1 rRNA gene is annotated in these 1,820 nt (G+C 51.2%); it reads right to left on the reverse strand.

Annotation, left to right across the window (positions count from 1 at the left end):
- Positions 1-111 precede the first annotated feature (111 nt).
- Positions 112-1,675, reverse strand: a 16S ribosomal RNA gene (locus EJK17_RS11020).
- Positions 1,676-1,820 lie beyond the last annotated feature (145 nt).

The raw sequence follows: 1,820 nt of genomic DNA on the forward strand, positions 1-1,820 counted from the left end.
TCTCCTTGAGAGCTAATGCCCTCAAAACTAAACAAAGTTTCTCAGTGTGCTTCCGCTTGCTTTAGTGGCTTCTCTTAGTATCTCTACTCTCCGCCACCTCTGCTTCCTTAGAAAGGAGGTGATCCAGCCGCAGGTTCTCCTACGGCTACCTTGTTACGACTTCACCCCAGTCATCTGCCCTGCCTTAGACGGCTCCTTCCCGAAGGTTAGGCCACCGGCTTTGGGCATTGCAGACTTCCATGGTGTGACGGGCGGTGTGTACAAGGCCCGGGAACGTATTCACCGCGGCGTGCTGATCCGCGATTACTAGCGATTCCAGCTTCGTGTAGGCGAGTTGCAGCCTACAGTCCGAACTGAGAACAGCTTTCAGAGATTCGCTTGCCTTCACAGGTTCGCTCCTCGTTGTACTGCCCATTGTAGCACGTGTGTAGCCCAGGTCATAAGGGGCATGATGACTTGACGTCGTCCCCACCTTCCTCCGGTTTGTCACCGGCAGTCTCATTAGAGTGCCCAACTTAATGCTGGCAACTAATAACAAGGGTTGCGCTCGTTGCGGGACTTAACCCAACATCTCACGACACGAGCTGACGACAGCCATGCACCACCTGTCTTGGTGTCCCCGAAGGGAACGCCTAATCTCTTAGGTTTGCACCAGATGTCAAGACCTGGTAAGGTTCTTCGCGTTGCTTCGAATTAAACCACATGCTCCACCGCTTGTGCGGGCCCCCGTCAATTCCTTTGAGTTTCAACCTTGCGGTCGTACTCCCCAGGCGGAGTGCTTAATGCGTTAGCTGCAGCACTGAGAGGCGGAAACCTCCCAACACTTAGCACTCATCGTTTACGGCATGGACTACCAGGGTATCTAATCCTGTTCGCTACCCATGCTTTCGAGCCTCAGCGTCAGTTACAGACCAGAGAGCCGCCTTCGCCACTGGTGTTCTTCCATATATCTACGCATTCCACCGCTACACATGGAGTTCCACTCTCCTCTTCTGCACTCAAGAAAAACAGTTTCTGATGCACTTCCTCGGTTAAGCCGAGGGCTTTCACATCAGACTTATTTCTCCGCCTGCGCTCGCTTTACGCCCAATAAATCCGGACAACGCTTGCCACCTACGTATTACCGCGGCTGCTGGCACGTAGTTAGCCGTGACTTTCTGGTTGATTACCGTCAAATAAAGGCCAGTTACTACCTCTATCCTTCTTCACCAACAACAGAGCTTTACGATCCGAAAACCTTCTTCACTCACGCGGCGTTGCTCCATCAGGCTTTCGCCCATTGTGGAAGATTCCCTACTGCTGCCTCCCGTAGGAGTTTGGGCCGTGTCTCAGTCCCAATGTGGCCGATCAGTCTCTCAACTCGGCTATGCATCGTCGCCTTGGTAAGCCGTTACCTTACCAACTAGCTAATGCACCGCGGGTCCATCCTTTAGCGACAGCTTACGCCGCCTTTTAAGCTAGTGCCATGCAGCACTAGTTGTTATCCGGTATTAGCACCTGTTTCCAAGTGGTATCCCAGACTTAAGGGCAGGTTACCCACGTGTTACTCACCCATCCGCCGCTCGCGTCCGAAACGTCATTACCGAAGTAAATCTGTTAGTTCTGCTCGCTCGACTTGCATGTATTAGGCACGCCGCCAGCGTTCGTCCTGAGCCAGGATCAAACTCTCATTTTTTAAATAATTGTTTGAAATGACTTCATTTCGATTTCTTAAGATCTTTGTCTCAAGATTTATTGCTTGCGAATTGACTTCGCTTCTTTGTTTGGGTTTTTACACCCGCACACTTTTAGCGAAACTTTGTTCAGTTTTCAAAGTACTA

It is taken from the genome of Lactobacillus xujianguonis (assembly GCF_004009905.1).
Lineage (GTDB): Bacteria > Bacillota > Bacilli > Lactobacillales > Lactobacillaceae > Lactobacillus > Lactobacillus xujianguonis.